Raw genomic sequence first — 17279 nt, 5'->3', positions numbered from 1 at the left:
GGGCGCCGCGTACATTCAGGCGCCCCACGTCATCGTTGACGTCCATCGCGAGCAAGCTCGCTCCTACAGTAATTGGCGTCAGACAGCCCGAATCACGTGTTTGATTTCCTGGAAAGCCTGCAAGCCCCACGGCCCCAATTCGCGGCCGATGCTGCTCTGCTTGTAGCCGCCCCAGGCGGTCTGCGGGAAGATCACCTGCGGTGCGTTGATCCACACAAGCCCCGCCTGCAAAGCGTTGGCGACGCGGTCGGCGGTCTCGGCATTGCGCGTCACCACACTGGCAACCAGGCCGAACTGGCTGTCGTTGGCCAGGGCAATCGCTTCGGCTTCAGAGGCAAAACTGCGTACGCAGATCACCGGGCCGAAAATCTCTTCACACCACAACGCACTGTCGAGGGGCACTTCGGTGAAAACCGTCGGCTGCAAAAAATATCCGCGTGGCAGGTCGGCCGGGCGATTGCCACCGCAAACCAGCTTGGCGCCGGCGCTCAAACCGCGATCGATGTGACCGAGCACGCGCTGGTATTGCGCCTGATTGACCAGCGCGCCCATCTCCACGTTCGGGTCGAACGGGTCGGCCACACGAATGGCTTCGGCACGAGCCTTCACACGGGTAAGGAATTCGTCGGCCAGCTCATCGGCAACCAGCACGCGACTGGTAGCGGAACACATCTGCCCGGCGTTGAAGAAACCACCGCCGCAGGCCACTTCCACCGCCAGGTCGAGATCGGCATCGGCCAGCACCAGCAGCGATGATTTTCCGCCCAGTTCCAGGCTCACGCCTTTGACGGTTTCCGCCGCCCGCTGCATGACCTGCACGCCGACCGCATTGCTGCCGGTGAAGGAAATTTTCGCGATCCGCGGATCCGCCGACAACGGCGCGCCAACGGCCAGGCCGGTGCCGCACACCAGATTGAACACACCCGCCGGCAAACCGGCTTCAGCAATGATCGTTGCCAGTTCCAGCTCCGGCAGCGGCGTGACTTCCGAAGGCTTGAGCACCACGCAGCAACCGGCGGCCAGGGCCGGCGCGAGTTTCCACGCAGTGGTAACCATCGGGAAGTTCCACGGCACGATCAAGCCGACTACACCGCAAGGTTCACGGCGCAGACGAGCGCTGAAGTCGTCAGTCGGCAGCTCAATGGCGCTGTCCTGTTTCGCGTCCAGCCCTTCGGCCAGACCGGCGTAGTACTCGAACGTGGCGATCACGTCATCGACGTCGATCGCTGCTTCGAACTGCGGCTTGCCGTTGTTGCTCGATTGCAAGTGCATCAATTTTTCACGATTGGCCTGCACGCCCACGGCGATTTTGCGCAGGATCGCACCGCGTTCGGCACCCGTGGTTTTCGACCAATCGGCGAAAGCCTGGGTCGCCGCACTCACGGCTTGAGCAACAGCGCGCTCATCGCCACCATTCACCGTGGTCAACAGGGCTTCGGTCGCCGGGTTGATCACGCGCAGGTGTTCGTTACCGGCCGACCATTGGCCGTTGATGTACAGGCCATCCAGAGTCGTAGGAAGCGTCATTTCGACACCGCCTGCATCCACTTGGCCTGGTCGATTTCAATCAGGGTCGGGCCCTGGCGATCGGTGGCCATACGCAATGCACCACGCAGTTGCTCGACACTGCTGACCGCTTCGGCCGCACAACCCAAGGCCTTGGCCACACCGATGAAGTCCGGGGTGTAGATGTCCACGCCGACCGGCTCGATAGCGCGGTTGACCATGTATTTCTTGATCTCTTCGTAGCCCTGGTTATTCCACAGCAGCACGATCACCGGGGTACGCGCTTCGACGGCGCTGGCCAGTTCCGGCAGGGTGAATTGCAGGCCACCGTCACCGATCAGGCACACCACCGGCGGGCGGGCACCGTTTTCAGCGCTGCCGCCAAGCCATGCGCCAATCGCGGCCGGCAAGGCGTAACCGAGGGTGCCGTAACCGGTGGACGAGTTGAACCAGCGACGCGGGCGCTCCGGGTTGAACGTCAGGTTGCCGGTGTACACCGGCTGGGTCGAATCGCCGACGAACACCGCGTCCGGCAGTTCGTGCAGCACGGTTTCGAGGAAACGGGTCTGGGCCAGGGTCGGTGCGTCCCAGGTCGCGGCCAGGTCTTCACGCAGACGTGCGGCGCGTACCTGGCCCCAATCGTTGCTGCGCTCGGCCAGGGATTTGTGCGACAGGGCGCTGAGCAAAGCCTGGGCGGCGTTGCGCGAGTCGGCCACCAGTGCCACGTGCGGCGGGTAGTTGCGCACGGTCTGGTCCGGGTCGATGTCCACGCGCAGCAGTTGGCCAGGAATCTCGAAGCCACCGGCGAAGGTCACGTCGTAGTCGGTCTCGGCCAGTTCGGTGCCGATGGCCAGGACCACATCGGCCTCGGCGACCAGCGCACGGGTGGCGACCAGGCTCTGGGTCGAACCGATCAGCAGCGGGTGGCCGGAGGCGAGCATGCCCTTGGCATTGATGGTCAGCGCGACCGGCGCGTCCAGCATCTCGGCCAGTTCAGTCAGCTCGGCCGCCGCGTCGATGGCACCGCCACCGGCGAGAATCAGCGGACGCTTGGCGCCAGCCAGCAATTCGGTCATGCGCGACACGGCGCTCGGCGAAGCACCGGCGCGGTCGATATTGACCGGCAGGCTGGTGAGCAAGTCGTCAGCCTCTTCAACCAGAACGTCCAATGGAATTTCAATGTGCACCGGGCGCGGACGGCCAGCCTGGAACAGCGCAAAGGCGCGGGCCAACACGCCCGGCAATTCCGACGCCGACATCAGGGTGTGGGAGAACGCCGCCACACCGGCGCACAGTGCGCCCTGGTTCGGCAGCTCATGCAGCTTGCCGCGACCGCCACCCAACTGGCTGCGCGATTGCACGCTGGAGATCACCAGCATCGGGATCGAATCGGCGTAGGCCTGGCCCATGGCGGTGGTGATGTTGGTCATGCCAGGACCGGTGATGATGAAGCACACACCCGGTTTGCCGCTGGTGCGGGCGTAGCCGTCGGCCATGAAGCCGGCGCCCTGTTCATGGCGCGGCGTGACGTGGTTGATGCTCGAACGGGCCAGCCCGCGATACAGTTCCACGGTATGAACCCCCGGAATGCCGAACACCTGCTCGACTCCGTAGTTTTCGAGTAACTTGACCAATACTTCGCCGCACGTCGCCATGTCTTTGCCCTTTTTGTTCGTTTGAGACGCCGGGGCTGCGGTGTGTTTATGATGGATTCGCAGGCCCGGGAATGGCCTCATTGGAACGGGCGACACGTAGCCGCAACAATGGATAAAAAGTCATACTAGCCATGTCCTCACGTCATACCTTGGATCCCAATGAAACGACTGCCCCCCCTGCCGGCACTGCACACTTTTCTGATTACCGCGCAGTGCTGCAATTTCACCCGGGCCGCCGAACAACTGCACATCACCCAGGGCGCGGTGAGTCGGCAGATCGCCGGGCTGGAAGACCATCTGGGTTATGAGTTGTTCATCCGCCAGGCCCGAGGCCTGGACCTGACAGCCGAGGGACGGGAATGGCTGCCACGGGTCCAGCAGATTTTCGGCCTGATCGACGAAGCGGTTGAGCAGATCGGCGAGAAGCGCGAAACCCTGCAACTCAAGGCACCGACCTGCGTCATGCGCTGGCTGCTGCCGCGTCTGTTGCAATGGCAAAAGGAACGCCCGGACGTGCCGGTGGAACTAACCACCACGGTCAAGCACGGCGTGGATTTTCATCTCGAACAGTTCGATGCGGCGGTGATGTACGGCGCACCGCCGGACAATTCATTGATGTCGCAAAAACTCTTCGACGAACAACTCACGCCGGTGTGTTCCAGACCGATGCTCGAAGGCCCCATGCCCCTGCAGATACCGGCCGATCTGCAACAACACCTGCTACTGCACCCGACCCGCGACGAGCGGGACTGGAAGGCCTGGCTGAAAGCCGCGGATGTGCATTTGACCAATGTCGGTAAGGGCCAGCATTTCGAAACCCTGGACCTGGCGATGTCGATGGCGTCCCAGGGAACAGGGGTGGCGATTGGCGATTGGTCGCTGATCGGCGATGACCTGAATGCCGGGCGGCTGGTCATGCCATTCGAATTGAAGGTAACAACGGGACTGGCGTATTACCTGGTTTTCCCCGAAAAACCCGGACCTTCACCGAAGTTGCGCGAGTTGATGGGCTGGTTGGTGGAGCAGGCGCAGAGCCGCTGAACTCTGAAAGGCCTGGCATGTAACCCTGTGGGAGCGAGCTTGCTCGCGATGGCGTCGGGTCAGTCGACATCAATGCCGGATGATCAACCGCTATCGCGAGCAAGCTCGCTCCCACAAGTGATCAGTGAACTCAATACCCGACTGTAAAGCGCTGCCGCGAATGCTTCGGCGCTTCCACTTCGTCGAGCATCGCAATCGCATAATCGGCGAATGTGATCCAGCTACGCCCTTCGCTGCTCACCAGCAAATCATCCTGGCCGGTGCGGAATTTCCCGCTGCGTTCGCCCTCGACAAATTCGGCCGATGGCGACAGGAAGGTCCAGTCCAGATCCTTTTCCTGCTGCAGGCTCCCCAGGAACTCGGCACCGGCGCCGGCTTCGGCCTTGTACGCGTCCGGAAAACCTTTGCTGTCGATCACCCGCGTTCCGTCTGGCAACAACAGCGAACCGGCCCCGCCCACTACCAGCAAGCGTTTTACCTCGGCCCCTTTCACCGGCCCGACGACCGCGCTGGCCGGTAGCGTGGTGAAATGCGCCGCGCTGATTACCACGTCATGCCCCTTGACGGCAGCTTGCAGTGCAGCGGCGTCGAGGGCGTCGACGTTCTTGCTGACCACACCGGCACACTGGCCGATTTTCGCCGTGTCACGGGCAATGGCGGTAACGCTGTGACCACGACGTAGGGCTTCTTCCAGCAGTTGGCTACCGGCACGACCGGTGGCACCGATGATTGCGATTTTGCTCATGACGTTCTCCAGTTGGCTTGAAAATATCGGTATGTTGCATTGGAGCCTTTGTGGCGAGGGAGCTTGCCCCCTCGCCACAGGAATCCCCATTACCCCTTAAATTCATTCACCCCACTTCATTTCGCCCTTGGCGACTTTGGCGCTCAGCTCCAGGGAGCTTTCGTCACCCAGGGTCGGGAAGCGTTTTTTCATCGCGGCGATCAGTGCGGAAGAGTCCTTGGCCTTGGCGGTTTCTTCGTCGAAAGCCTTGATGTAATCGGCTGTGAACTGCACCGAGGCGAGGGCATGGTTGCCGTCGCCGAGGTAATGCCCCGGCACGACAGTCTTCGGTTTCAGGGTTTCAATGGAATGCAGCGTAGTCAGCCAATCGGCATGGGACTGCGGAGTTTGCGTGTCAGCCATCCACACGTGGATGTTTTGCGCCACCACGACACCGCCGACCACCGCCTTGATCGACGGAATCCACACAAAGCTGCGATCCGGCTGTGGGCCTTCAAGACCAAGCACCTGCAACTTCTGCCCTTCGAGCATCAGGCTGTCGCCCTTGAGCACGTTAGGCACGATGGTTTTGGCCGGCACATCGGCACCCATTTTCGGGCCCCAGAACGCCAGTTTGCCGTCGACGGTTTGCTTGATGTGGTCAACGGTCGGCTGCGAGGCGAGGACCTTGGCCTTGGGGAACGCGGCCGTCAGGGTATCGAGGCCGAAGTAGTAATCCGGGTCACCGTGGCTGATGTAGATGGTGGTCAGCTGCTTGCCGCTGGCGCGGATTTTTTCCACCACCTGCTCGGCTTGGGACTTGCCGAATTGCGCATCCACCAGGATCGCTTCTTTTTCGCCGCTGACCAGCACCGAAGTCACCGGGAAGATGGCTTTTTCGCCGGGGTTGTATACATCCAGCGTCAGGGTCGATGCGGTTGCATGGGCGGCGAAACCGAGGGCGGCGCTTGCCAGTAATACGCGCTTGAGGGTGGTGAAACCGATCATTTGTTGCTCCGTTGTTCGAATGCCGTGCTTGGCCAATGCCCTTTTTTGTAGGAGCGAGCTTGCTCGCGATGGTCGCAAACGATGACGCGTACTTATCGGGGATACGCGGTGTATTTGAATCAATCGCGAGCAAGCTCGCTCCTACAGAGGAACAGAGCTTAGTTGCCTGACTCGGTACAAAAAATGCGATGCTTGAACATAGTTTGTTTCTGAAAGCGGGCAAATCATGGATCGTCTTCAAGCAATGCGTGTGTTCGTCACGGTCGTCGACCTCGGCAGCCAGTCGGCCGCTGCCGATCATCTGGAGTTGTCACGGCCGGTGGTGTCGCGGTATCTGGCGGAACTGGAAGACTGGGTCGGCGCGCGCCTGATGCATCGCACCACACGCAAATTGAGCCTGACCGCCGCCGGTAACGAGATCCTGCCCCGCTGCCGGCAAATGCTCGACTTGTCCAGCGACATGCAAGCCGCCGTCAGCGAGCCGGACGCAGCACCGCGCGGCCTGCTGCGGATCAGCGTCAGCACCTCGTTCGGCCAGGCGCAACTGGCCGATGCCATGGCGGCTTACGTCAAACGTTACCCCGGCGTCAGCGTCGACATGCAGATGCTCGACCGCACCGTGAACCTGGTGGATGAGCGTATCGACCTGGCGATTCGCACCAGCAATGACCTGGACCCGAACCTGATCGCCCGCCGCCTGACGGTTTGCCGCTCGGTGATCTGCGCTTCCCCTGCCTACTTGCGCGAGCACCCGGCGCCGCAACGGGTCGAGGATCTGAGCCTGCACAATTGCCTGACCCATTCCTACTTCGGCAAAAGCCTCTGGCATTTCGAGCAGGATGGCGAACAGGTTTCCGTGCCGGTGCAGGGCAACATCAGCGCCAACGAGGCCAGCACGCTGTTACGCGCAACGATCGCCGGCGCCGGGGTCGCGATGCTGCCCACCTACCAGGCCGGCGTGCACATCCACAGCGGCGAATTGATTCGCCTGCTGCCGGCGGCTGAACCCCGGCAAATGAACGTGTATGCGGTGTATGCCTCACGCAAGCACATGCCGGCGGCATTGCGCAGCCTGCTGGATTTTCTGGTACTGAGATTTCCGGAAGAACCGGCGTGGGATATCGGCCTGTAACCCGATCAAACCTGTAGGAGCGAGCCTGCTCGCGATAGCGGTGGATCAGTCAACATTTTCGTCAATGAACGATTGCTATCGCGAGCAGGCTCGCTCCTACAGGGGGGCATCAGTGTTCTGAATACCGCGTCATGGCTGGCAACCCACCGGCGCTGACCTATGCTCAAAGTAATACCGAAAGGTATTCGTTCAGAGGTCAACGCCATGAACATCAGAACAAGAAGATACCTCGCGATTTTCATCACCTGCGCGGTCACGCTCGGGTTGTATGGCGCTGCCGCCTGGCGTGTCGAGCAACTGCGCAATCTGCCCCGTGAATACGCGAGCTGCAACTTCGAGCGCTGCATTCCCCACAACGCCACCCTCAACGCCCTTCAGTAACGAAGGGGGTCAGGCTTCGTTGTCCTGATCGGCCTTCAAGCGATCGCGGAACGCCTTGGGCGAAATCCCCACACGACGCCGGAACAGGCGCGTGAAGTTGGTCGGATCGGAAAACCCCAACACGTCGGACATTTCATAAATGGTCATGCTGGTGTAGGTCAGCAAGCGCTTGGCCTCCAGCAATTGCCGTTCGTGCATGATCTGCAACGCCGGTTGCCCCGCCAGCTCGCGGCAGGTGCCGTTGAGGTGGGACACGGAAATCCCCAGCCGGTGCGCCAGGTCCTCGACCTTGACGTGCTGGCGATAGGTCTCTTCCACCAGTTGAATAAAGCCGTTGAGGTATTCCCGGGCCCGCTGCGGTCGCGCCATGGCGGTGCGACGCTGGATCACCTGGCGGCTGACCCACACCACGATCACACTGACCAGCGAATGCATGAGCATTTCCCGCGCCGGTTGATGGCTGGTGTATTCGTTCTGCAAGGCGCTGAACAGGCTGTGGAGATACTCGGCATCCTTGTCTGCCGGGTAACTTTCGGCCTGGGCCAGGGCATTGACCGATTGCCCCAACTGCATCTGCAGGTGGGCAATCAGCGGCGCGGCCAGGGTCACGACAAACCCTTCCACGTCCTCGGAAAAGCGAAAGCCGTGCACCGACAACGGTGGCAGGATCTGGATCGCCGGTTCCACCAGCTGCGTACGTTTGCCTTCGATTTCAAGCTCTGCCTGACCTTTGAATACGAAGAGCAACTGGCACAAGTCCGCGTGGCGGTGGGGTTTGATTTCCCAATGATGTTCGCGACTGCGTTTGGAAATGGTTTCACAGTGCAGCAAGTCCGGGGTCGGCCAATCCAGGCTTTCACCGTAGAGCTTGAACACCGGAATCGAAGGCAGGTCAGGCTTGTTCATCACTTCAATCCAGGCCTCGGAATAGATGACGGGCGATAATCGCACCGATTGGCAGAATGTACAGCTATCCGCTCAGTTTTCACCTTCAATTGACAGACCCGCAAGGGAAAAATGCAAGCACTCGATCCATAAAAATCACTCACCGGCTCTGGTCGCGTGAAGCTTGCGAGTCATAAAAACAATGAAAACGCTGAAAACCCAGGTCGCCATCATTGGTGCCGGCCCTTCAGGCTTGTTGCTCGGCCAGTTGCTGCACAACGCCGGCATCGACACCCTCATTCTAGAACGCCAGACCCCGGACTATGTACTCGGCCGAATCCGCGCCGGCGTGCTTGAACAAGGCATGGTAGAGCTGTTGCGCCAGGCCGGCGTGAGTCAGCGCATGGACGCCGAGGGACTGGTCCATGACGGTTTCGAACTGGCTCTCGACGGGCGCCGGGTACACATCGACCTGCACGCCCTGACGGGAGGCAAAACGGTGATGATCTACGGCCAGACCGAGGTCACCCGCGACCTGATGGCCGCTCGTCGGGAGGCCGGCGCGCAGACGATTTATCAAGCAGACAACGTCGTCCCCCACGGCCTGAAAACCGATGAAGCGTTTGTCACTTTTGAGAAGGACGGCGAAACCTGGCGACTCGATTGCGACTACATCGCCGGTTGCGACGGCTTCCATGGCGTGGCGCGGCAATCGATTCCCGCCGAAAGCCTGAAAACCTTCGAACGAATCTATCCCTTCGGCTGGATCGGAATTCTGGCCGATACCCCGCCGGTCCACGAAGAACTGGTCTACGCCCGCCATGAACGCGGTTTTGCCCTGTGCAGCATGCGCTCGCCGACACGCACCCGTTATTACCTGCAAGTGCCCACCAGCGATCATGTCGATAACTGGTCGGATCAACGCTTCTGGGACGAACTCAAATTGCGATTGCCGCAAGCGTTGGCGGACAACCTGGTAACGGGGCCGTCCATCGAAAAAAGCATCGCGCCGCTGCGCAGCTTCGTGGTCGAACCGATGCAGTACGGCCGCCTGTTCCTGGTCGGCGATGCCGCGCACATCGTCCCGCCCACCGGCGCCAAGGGCCTGAACCTGGCGGCCAGTGATGTGAGTACGTTGTTCAACATTCTGCTCAAGGTTTACCGCGAAGATCGCCTTGATTTGCTGGAGAAATACTCGGAAATCTGCCTGCGCCGGGTGTGGAAGGCCGAGCGGTTTTCCTGGTGGATGACCTCGATGCTGCACCGTTTCGAGGAGCATGATGCGTTCAGCCAGCGCATTGCCGAATCGGAGCTGGAGTATTTTGTCGGTTCCGAAGCAGGTCGTAAAACCATTGCAGAAAACTATGTCGGGCTTCCTTACGAGGCTATCGAATAGCTTCCTACCGACTTACACTGGCGAGCACTACCGCTCGCCTTGCTGCTTGCGGGTCAATCACTGCCCACAGGTTTTCCCGTGACCAATCTCCACCAGCCTGAAACGCCCAAACCCGCCATCCGCAGCGTGCTGATCGCGCTGATGCTGGCGATCTTTCTCGGGGCACTGGACCAGACCATCGTCGCCGTTTCGATGCCGGCCATCTCCGCGCAATTCAAGGACGTCAGCCTGCTGGCCTGGGTGATTTCCGGCTACATGGTGGCCATGACCGTGGCAGTGCCGATCTACGGCAAACTGGGCGACCTGTACGGGCGGCGCAAGCTGATGCTGTTCGGCATGGGCCTGTTCACCCTGGCGTCGGTGTTCTGCGGCATGGCCCAGAGCATGGAGCAACTGGTCTTGGCGCGGATCTTCCAGGGCATCGGAGCCGGCGGAATGATCTCGGTGAGCCAGGCGATCATCGGTGACATCGTGCCGCCCCGGGAACGCGGTCGTTATCAGGGCTATTTCAGCAGCATGTACGCCGTGGCCAGCGTGGCCGGCCCGGTGCTCGGCGGCTACATGACCGAATACCTGTCCTGGCGCTGGGTATTTTTGATCAACCTGCCGCTGGGCCTGGGTGCCTGGCTGGTGGCCTGTCGCACGCTGGTGGGCCTGCCGATTCCGCAACGCAAACCGATCATCGATTACCTGGGCACCGTGCTGATGATCATCGGGCTGACGGCGTTGTTGCTGGGCATCACGCAGATCGGTCAGGGCCATTCGTGGCGCAGTTCCGAAGTGCTGGCGCTGCTGGCGAGTGCGGTACTCGTGCTGGGGCTGTTCGTCGCCCACGAGCGGCGGGCACGGGAGCCGTTGCTGCCCATGCATCTGTTCGCCAACCGCAATGCGATCCTGTGCTGGTGCACGATTTTCTTCACCAGTTTCCAGGCCATCTCGCTGATTGTATTGATGCCGTTGCGCTTCCAGAGCGTGACCGGCGCCGGTGCCGACAGCGCCGCCCTGCACCTGCTGCCGCTGGCCATGGGCTTGCCGATTGGCGCGTATTTCGCCGGCCGCCGTACCTCCGTGACCGGACGCTACAAACCGATGATCCTCACCGGCGCCGCGCTGATGCCCATTGCGATTCTTGGCATGGCGTTCAGCCCGCCGCAGGCATTCGTCGTGAGCAGCCTGTTCATGTTGCTTTGCGGGATTTCCTCCGGCATGCAGTTCCCGACGTCATTGGTGGGCACGCAGAACTCGGTGGAGCAACGGGACATCGGCGTGGCCACCAGCACCACCAATCTGTTCCGTTCGCTGGGTGGTGCGGTCGGCGTCGCGTTGATGTCGGCGCTGCTGCTGGCGCTGTTGCAGGATTCAAGCTTCGCGCACCTGGCCGGCTCGTCGCTGATTGCCGAAGGCCGTTCGGGGAATGTGTTGCTGGACGGCTTGAACGCCGCACCGGGTGATGCACAGAACGCCTTGCGTGCCGAGTTGTTGCTGACGTTCCGGCACTTGCTGACGGTCAGTGCGGTGGTGTCGTTGCTGGGGCTGGCGGCGGCGATTGCCATGCCGAACATGTTGTTGCGCGGGCGCGAGGACAAGGTTCGATAGACAGACCGTGTTGCCTGCAATCGCGAGCAAGCCCGCTCCCACATGTGATCTCTGGTGTACACAACACTGCAATCACTGGAGATCCAATGTGGGAGCGCGCCTGCTCGCGATATGGCCTTGTGTGGCGAGGGAACTTGCTCCCTCGCCACAAGTGCTCGTATTACTGCCGGGTGCGCAGTTGCTGCTGCAAGTTCTGGATCTGCGCCTGAAGGGTGTTGATGTTGCGGGTGACCTGGCTGCGGAACGCATCGAACTCGGCAGTGTTGGTCGAGCCCTGTGCGGCGGCCGGACGGTTGTCCTGCTGGCTCTTGAGCACGATCATGTCTTGCTCAAGACGCTCGATGGCGGCGCTCGGGTTGCCTTGCTTCTTCAGCGCGACGATATCGGCGCCCAGGCTTTTCAGCTGTGCATCGAGTTTTTCGGCGTCGGACGGGGTATTTTTCAGGGCGGCCAATTCACCGTTCAAGGTTTTGACCTGAGCCTGCAACTGCGTATTGGCTGCCTGATGTTCAGTGTCCCGGGCAGCCAGCTGCGTCAGGCGTTTGTCCAGTTCGGTGGTTTGCGCGGTCATTTGTGCCAGGCGCTTATCCAGGTCCGAGGCCTGGCCGGCAACACCTTGCTGCTGGGCGCTCTGGTCCTGGAGTTTGTTTTCCAGCTGGCGGATTTGCAGCTTCAAGGCCTCGCTGTCGGTGGTGACGTTGGTCTGACTGGCGACAACTTTTCCGGAAATATCCTGCAAGCGCCCCGCCGCTTCCTCACTGATACGCGCGAAACTTTCCTGGGTCGCCACCAATTGCTGTTCCATCAGGGAAATCTGCTGGAAGCTCCACCAGGCCAGGACCGCGAACGCAATGACCAGTGCCCCGACCAACGCCCAAAGGGGGCCGGTGCTCGCCGCCTTGACCTTCACCACCGGCGCCGGGCGCGAATGCACGACCGTGCGGGCAGTGGGCGGAAAATCGTCGTCGAGAACGTCTGCACGCAGGCTCGGTACATCGTCGAAGTCGTCGTTGGCATCGTTTCGCATGGACATTGAGTCAACCTTAGTGAATCACATAATGGCTTTCTGCCGCGCAGTATAAACCCCACAGCCGTAACCATTGACCCCGAAGCCCCGTTTCCGGTTCAGTCAGGGGTCGTTGTTCGAGCGTCAGCGATTAGCCTGGGCCTTCCACCAGCCACAGAATTCATCGAGCGCCGTCCAGAGGCTGACCTTGGGATCGTAATCCAGATAATGCCGGGCGCGGCTGATGTCCAGGGTGAAATTTTTGTTCATGACCTGCATGCCCAGACGCGACAGCGTCGGTTCGGGACGCCCCGGCCACAACTTGCACACACCCTCGTTGAGCGCCGCCACGCTGTAGGCCAGGCCGTAGGAACGGTAGCGGGTAACCTGTGGGACTTCCATGTTGCGCATGACGTAATTGACCACGTCCCACAGGGGAACCGGCGCGCCGTTGCTGATGTTGTAAGCCTTGCCCAACGCAGAACCGCTGGCTAGCAAACTGCTGAGCAACGCTTCGTTGAGGTTTTGCACGCTGGTGAAATCAACTTTGTTCAGACCGTTGCCGATGATTGCCAGGCGCCGCTTGCGCTGCATGTTCAACAGGCGCGGGAAGATGCTCATGTCGCCGGCCCCGGTGACGAAACGCGGACGCAGGGCCAGGGTTTCGAGGCCGAACTCCTGGGCGCCGAAGACTTTTTGTTCGGCCAGGTACTTGGTGGCGGCGTAAGGGTGCTTGAAGCGCTTGGGCACCTGCTCTTCGGTCAGGCCCTGGTGATCGCGACCATCGAAGTAGATCGACGGCGACGACAAATGCACCAGCCGCCGAACCCGTTGCTTCAGGCAGGCTTCGACCACGTTCTCGGTGACCTGGACGTTGCCCTGATGGAAGTCCTGATAACGTCCCCATAAACCGACAGCGCCGGCGCAATGCACCACGGCCTCGACGTCCGAACACAGTTCGCGCGCCAGTTCCGGGTCGCTCAAGTCACCCCGGATGAACTCGGCACCGCGGCGTACCAGATGCTCCACACTCTCGGCCCGGCGACCGTTGACCCGCACGTCCAGGCCCTGCTCCAGGGCAAAACGCGCAAAGCGCCCGCCAATGAAGCCGCTTGCGCCGGTAACCAGAATCTTCATGAATTGCTCCGAATATTTCGTTTTGCGTATTACGTGAGGTCTTGACGCTGCGCGTCAGTCCAAGGGCACCAGCCATTGCTTCGATGCGCTGACCAATTGATCGGTGAGCAGCCCCAGCAACTGGCCGCCATTACGCCAATGATGCCAGTACAGCGGCACATCGATCGGCTTATCTGGCAGCAACTCCTGCAAGACGCCCCTTTCCAGTTGCTCGCGCACCTGCAGTTCCGGGACCAGGCCCCAGCCGAGCCCGGCTTCCGTCAGCCGAATGAAACCTTCGGAGGACGGGCATAAATGGTGTTCGAAACCACCCTCGACGCCGAGGGACGCAAGATACCGATGCTGCAGGAAATCGTCCGGGCCAAACACCAGCGCCGGGGTACGGGCCAACTGATCGGCGCGTACGCCTCGCGGAAAATGCCGGGCAATAAAGGCCGGGCTGGCCAGTGCACGGTAACGCATAGCCCCCAGCAATACGCTGCGCGCACCCGCCACCGGACGCTCGCTGGCACAGACGCAGGCCGCCACCTCACCGGCGCGCATGCGCTTGAGGCCGACGGTCTGGTCCTCGACCACCAGATCCATCAACAAATGTTGTTCCGCGCAAAACGCCCCCACGGCCTGCGCCCACCACGTGGCCAGGCTGTCAGCGTTCAGGGCGATCCGCAGGCGTTCGGGCAGGCCCTCTTCATCCAGCGCCGGCACCAGGCTTTGCAAATCCCGTTCAAGCAAGCGCACCTGCTGCACATGGTTGAGCAGCCGCCGACCGATTTCCGTCGGCGTTGGCGGCGTGGCCCGCACCAGCACCGGCTGGCCAACCCGCGCTTCCAGCAGCTTGATGCGCTGGGAAATCGCCGATTGCGACAGCCCCAGCACCTGGGCCGCCCGTTCAAAACCGGCCTGTTCGACCACGGCCGCGAGAGCAGAAAGCAATTTATAGTCGAACATCAGTTTTCCTAATGAGCGATCAGCAAGATTTGTTTTTCTTATACAACCTTCACAAGGACAATGACCAGCAAGAACTCTTGAACAAGGATCACCCACATGGCTGGCGAAACTTCATTGGCAACACTGCTGCGCAGCATGAGCCCGCAACTCAATGCCGGCGAATACGTGTTCTGCACCCTGCGCGACGGCAAGTTGCCCAGGGATCTGGAGATTGTCGGCAGCTTCCGCGAACAGGAAGGCCTGACCGTGATTCTCGAACGCTGCCACGCCGAAAAGGCCGGATTCAGCTTCGACTACGTCGCCGCCTGGATCACCTTGAACGTGCATTCGGCCCTCGAAGCAGTCGGCCTGACCGCCGCGTTCGCCACGGCACTTGGCCAGGCAGGAATCAGCTGCAACGTGATTGCCGGCTACTACCACGACCATTTGTTTGTCGGCCAGGCCGACGCCGACCGTGCCCTGCAAGTGCTGCGGGATCTGGCAGCCAACGCGGAGTAAAAAATCATGTGGCAAAGTTATGTGAACGGGCTGCTCGTGGCCTTCGGCCTGATCATGGCGATCGGGACCCAGAATGCGTTTGTCCTGGCGCAAAGCCTGCGGCGTGAGCATCACCTGCCGGTGGCGGCCCTGTGTGTGGCCTGCGATGCCCTGTTGGTGGCCGCCGGAGTGTTCGGCCTGGCGACCGTACTGGCACAAAATCCGACGCTGTTGGCGATTGCCCGCTGGGGCGGCGCAGCGTTTCTGTTGTGGTACGGCAGCCAGGCGCTGCGTCGGGCCTTTTCGACACAGAGCCTGCAAGAGGGCGAAAGCCAGACCGTGCGCTCACTGCGGGCAGTCATGTTCAGTGCGTTGGCGGTGACGCTGCTCAACCCGCACGTCTATCTGGACACCGTTTTGCTGATCGGCTCCCTCGGCGCACAACAAACCGAGCCCGGCGCTTATGTAGTAGGCGCGGCCAGTGCCTCGCTGCTTTGGTTCTTCACCCTGGCGCTCGGTGCGGCATGGCTGGCACCGTGGCTCGCCCGCCCCAGTACCTGGCGAATTCTCGATCTGTTGGTGGCGGTGATGATGTTTGCCGTAGCGCTGCAGTTAATCGTAGCCATCTGATTCGCGAACCTCTATTCCACACAGTTGTTGCGTGGTTATGCCGTCCCCCCGGTGCTATGATCCGACTCCCTGCGCCGCAAAGAGTACAAACTCCCCGGCGCTTGTCTGGCCGCCCGTGATCGGCCTTGCGCTCACCGCAACTGACCTGATTAGGAGAATCATCATGGCTTTCGAATTGCCGCCGCTGCCGTACGCACACGATGCCCTGCAGCCGCACATTTCCAAGGAAACCCTGGAATACCACCACGACAAGCACCACAACACTTATGTCGTGAACCTGAACAACCTGGTGCCAGGCACCGAGTTCGAAGGCAAGACCCTGGAAGAAATCGTCAAGACTTCCTCGGGCGGTATCTTCAACAACGCCGCACAGGTCTGGAACCACACTTTCTACTGGAACTGCCTGGCGCCAAACGCCGGTGGTCAACCAACCGGCGCACTGGCTGAAGCCATCAACGCAGCGTTCGGTTCGTTCGACAAGTTCAAGGAAGAGTTCAGCAAGACTTCCATCGGCACCTTCGGTTCCGGTTGGGGCTGGCTGGTGAAGAAGGCTGACGGTTCCCTGGCCCTGGCCAGCACCATCGGCGCCGGCAACCCGCTGACCAACGGCGACACCCCGCTGCTGACCTGCGACGTCTGGGAACACGCTTACTACATCGACTACCGCAACCTGCGTCCGAAGTATGTCGAAGCGTTCTGGAACCTGGTCAACTGGAAATTCGTGGCTGAGCAGTTCGAAGGCAAAACCTTCACCGCTTAAGCTCGACGCCAGTCAAAAAACCCGGCTTTTGCCGGGTTTTTTATTGCCCGGGATTTCCAACGTTCGGCAGAGCCCCTTCGCGAGCAGGCTCGCTCCCACATTGGATCGGTCTACACCGGACCACTGTGGGAGCGAGCTTGCTCGCGATGAACGATGACGCGGTCAACCTGACTGAATACCTATCCCTGCGGATCGACGTTATCCAACGCACGATTTACCGCCAGTTCCGCCAGCATAATGATCTGCGCAATGGCCAACGCCGTGTTGCGCTGAGGGCCGGTCAGGAAGGTGGCGAAATCACTCGCCATGACGTTGGCTGAAGCCAGTGATTCACAGGCGTGGGCAAGAAGGCTTTCAGTGTCCATGTCGGGGACAATCATGAACATGGTGCGGGGGTTGTAGGGTTTGGTGGTGCTGCTGGGGGGATCGGGGATTAATTTGTCCATAAAACCATTCCTCTAGCGCTGGGGCCACCACTTGCCGTTTCTCACGCGGTGAAGAAGAGGTGGCAGCTATGTGCGAGGTGAGAAACCGGTATGGACACCCGGGCCAGACCTAAGTCTGCCCGCACACAGCTGCCATGACGCATTTACAGACAGCGGAATAGCTGGCGGCGATTATGCGTGCACAGGCTCTGGATGACCATAAGTAGCCGGGTTCTCACACCCGATCGCTGAGTTTTCAGCGACAGGCAAAGGTTATTCAGCCCACTTCCGACGGACAACCTGAAAACTGCGTGGGAAACTTCTGGCGCTTTCCTACACCGCGCCATCTCGCAAAAACGTAACGCGGAGCATCCCTGGCCACACTCCCACGCGGACGTGTGGAAACGATATGTTGGGGTGTGGCTGCAAATGCAATGTCGACTGTCCCGCCATCTTCGCGAGCAGGCTCGCTCACATTGGGCCCCCGGTTTTCAGTCGGTACTTCTGGTCACTGAAGATCCCCGTGGGAGCGAGCTTGCTCGCGAAAAACGCCAGGACAACGCGGGCATTCA

The 17279-nt window shown here is 60.8% G+C and carries 17 protein-coding genes; 8 read left to right on the top strand and 9 right to left on the bottom strand.

All coding sequences use genetic code 11. From position 1 onward, the window contains the following. Positions 1 to 78: 78 nt before the first annotated feature. Positions 79 to 1527: an aldehyde dehydrogenase family protein gene (locus PMI29_RS27820; protein ID WP_007993649.1), complete on the bottom strand. Its 1449-nt coding sequence runs from the start codon at positions 1525 to 1527 to the stop codon at positions 79 to 81. Further along, complete coding sequence (locus PMI29_RS27825) at positions 1524 to 3161, bottom strand: 5-guanidino-2-oxopentanoate decarboxylase (RefSeq protein ID WP_007993648.1); 1638 nt, start codon at positions 3159 to 3161, stop codon at positions 1524 to 1526. Before PMI29_RS27825 ends, PMI29_RS27820 begins: the two co-directional genes overlap by 4 nt. A 159-nt stretch (positions 3162 to 3320) precedes the next feature. Here PMI29_RS27825 and PMI29_RS27830 point away from each other — a divergent pair, with 159 nt between their 5' ends. Then, positions 3321 to 4202: a LysR substrate-binding domain-containing protein gene (locus tag PMI29_RS27830; protein WP_007986091.1), complete on the top strand. Its 882-nt coding sequence runs from the start codon at positions 3321 to 3323 to the stop codon at positions 4200 to 4202. Positions 4203 to 4332: 130 nt separating this feature from the next. Here the strand turns inward: PMI29_RS27830 and PMI29_RS27835 are convergent, their stop codons facing one another. Continuing rightward, positions 4333 to 4947: an NAD(P)-dependent oxidoreductase gene (locus PMI29_RS27835; protein WP_007993647.1), complete on the bottom strand. Its 615-nt coding sequence runs from the start codon at positions 4945 to 4947 to the stop codon at positions 4333 to 4335. 102 nt (positions 4948 to 5049) lie between these two features. Beyond that, positions 5050 to 5934: an MBL fold metallo-hydrolase gene (locus tag PMI29_RS27840; protein ID WP_007993646.1), complete on the bottom strand. Its 885-nt coding sequence runs from the start codon at positions 5932 to 5934 to the stop codon at positions 5050 to 5052. A gap of 226 nt (positions 5935 to 6160) precedes the next feature. Here PMI29_RS27840 and PMI29_RS27845 point away from each other — a divergent pair, with 226 nt between their 5' ends. Together PMI29_RS27845 and PMI29_RS32220 are read left to right on the top strand one after the other, a co-directional pair. Then, positions 6161 to 7066, top strand: a complete 906-nt coding sequence (locus PMI29_RS27845; protein ID WP_202948966.1) for a LysR family transcriptional regulator — start codon at positions 6161 to 6163, stop codon at positions 7064 to 7066. A gap of 204 nt (positions 7067 to 7270) precedes the next feature. Then, entirely contained in the window at positions 7271 to 7447 is a 177-nt protein-coding gene (locus tag PMI29_RS32220; protein WP_007993642.1) for a hypothetical protein, read from the top strand. Between the two features lie 9 nt (positions 7448 to 7456). Here PMI29_RS32220 and PMI29_RS27850 read toward each other — a convergent pair whose 3' ends face one another. Further along, complete coding sequence (locus PMI29_RS27850) at positions 7457 to 8353, bottom strand: helix-turn-helix domain-containing protein (protein WP_007993640.1); 897 nt, start codon at positions 8351 to 8353, stop codon at positions 7457 to 7459. Between the two features lie 190 nt (positions 8354 to 8543). Between PMI29_RS27850 and pobA the strand changes: the two genes are divergently transcribed. Both pobA and PMI29_RS27860 read left to right on the top strand, forming a co-directional pair. Further along, positions 8544 to 9728, top strand: coding sequence for a 4-hydroxybenzoate 3-monooxygenase (gene pobA / locus PMI29_RS27855; protein WP_177323263.1), 1185 nt, complete (start codon positions 8544 to 8546; stop codon positions 9726 to 9728). Between the two features lie 78 nt (positions 9729 to 9806). Continuing rightward, entirely contained in the window at positions 9807 to 11324 is a 1518-nt protein-coding gene (locus PMI29_RS27860) for an MDR family MFS transporter (protein ID WP_007993635.1), read from the top strand. 160 nt (positions 11325 to 11484) lie between these two features. Here PMI29_RS27860 and PMI29_RS27865 read toward each other — a convergent pair whose 3' ends face one another. The 3 genes from PMI29_RS27865 to PMI29_RS27875 form a co-directional block, all read right to left on the bottom strand. Then, a complete protein-coding gene (locus PMI29_RS27865) occupies positions 11485 to 12357 on the bottom strand; it encodes a hypothetical protein (protein WP_007993633.1) in 873 nt (290 codons plus the stop codon). Positions 12358 to 12474: 117 nt separating this feature from the next. Next, entirely contained in the window at positions 12475 to 13467 is a 993-nt protein-coding gene (locus PMI29_RS27870; RefSeq protein ID WP_007993631.1) for an NAD-dependent epimerase/dehydratase family protein, read from the bottom strand. A 54-nt stretch (positions 13468 to 13521) separates the two neighbouring features. Next, positions 13522 to 14415, bottom strand: coding sequence for a LysR family transcriptional regulator ArgP (locus PMI29_RS27875; protein ID WP_007993627.1), 894 nt, complete (start codon positions 14413 to 14415; stop codon positions 13522 to 13524). A gap of 96 nt (positions 14416 to 14511) precedes the next feature. On the opposite strand from PMI29_RS27875, the gene PMI29_RS27880 reads away from it, so the two are divergent. The 3 genes from PMI29_RS27880 to PMI29_RS27890 all read left to right on the top strand — a co-directional run bounded on the left by PMI29_RS27880 (position 14512) and on the right by PMI29_RS27890 (position 16282). Next, positions 14512 to 14913: an ACT domain-containing protein gene (locus PMI29_RS27880; protein WP_007993625.1), complete on the top strand. Its 402-nt coding sequence runs from the start codon at positions 14512 to 14514 to the stop codon at positions 14911 to 14913. Between the two features lie 6 nt (positions 14914 to 14919). Then, positions 14920 to 15522, top strand: a complete 603-nt coding sequence (locus tag PMI29_RS27885; RefSeq protein WP_007993623.1) for a LysE/ArgO family amino acid transporter — start codon at positions 14920 to 14922, stop codon at positions 15520 to 15522. A gap of 163 nt (positions 15523 to 15685) precedes the next feature. Continuing rightward, the gene (locus PMI29_RS27890) at positions 15686 to 16282 is read left to right on the top strand and encodes a superoxide dismutase (RefSeq protein WP_007986065.1); all 597 of its coding nucleotides are present in this window, start codon (positions 15686 to 15688) and stop codon (positions 16280 to 16282) included. Positions 16283 to 16461: 179 nt separating this feature from the next. On the opposite strand, the gene PMI29_RS27895 is transcribed toward PMI29_RS27890, so the two are convergent. Next, a complete protein-coding gene (locus PMI29_RS27895) occupies positions 16462 to 16728 on the bottom strand; it encodes a DUF6124 family protein (RefSeq protein ID WP_007993621.1) in 267 nt (88 codons plus the stop codon). Positions 16729 to 17279 lie beyond the last annotated feature (551 nt).

Source organism: Pseudomonas sp. GM49 (assembly GCF_000282355.1).
Taxonomy (GTDB): Bacteria; Pseudomonadota; Gammaproteobacteria; order Pseudomonadales; family Pseudomonadaceae; genus Aquipseudomonas.
This window is presented reverse-complemented; position numbering and strand designations above follow the sequence as displayed.